General features: G+C 70.6%; 1 protein-coding gene. It reads right to left on the bottom strand.

The window, feature by feature from the left end:
* Positions 1 to 360: hypothetical protein (locus AB4Z35_RS31335; RefSeq protein ID WP_442101343.1), on the bottom strand; the 360-nt coding region annotated here is incomplete at both ends.

Below are 360 nucleotides of genomic sequence, written 5' to 3'. Positions count from 1 at the left end.
TCCGTGCGTTCCTTGCCGGCCAGCAGCCGTACCGGAATGCGCTCGCCCAGGCCCTCGGCCTGGCACCACGCGTGTTCGCGGATCGACCCGGCCGTGGCCGCGCCGTTAAAGCGCAGCACGAAGACCTGGTCTTCCTCCACCTCTCCGCCGGAAGGCCGGGCCGATACCACCGTGGGCCCACCGGTCTCGAACCGGTATTCCGGCTTGCCCGCGTAGGCCTTGCCAGCCACGCTCTTGAGCCCGCCGGCAATGCGCACCGTGCAGCGCATGCCGGGCGGCAGGTCACGCTCGAAGTCGAATACCCAGTTGGTGGCGTTGACCCAGTGCCCGCTACCGGCCGCCGCACCGCCGGTGCAGGAC

Source organism: Pseudomonas sp. KB_15 (assembly GCF_052114525.1).
Lineage (GTDB): Bacteria > Pseudomonadota > Gammaproteobacteria > Pseudomonadales > Pseudomonadaceae > Aquipseudomonas.
The sequence above is the reverse complement of the archived record's forward strand: the minus strand, read 5'-3'. Positions and strand labels throughout refer to the sequence as shown.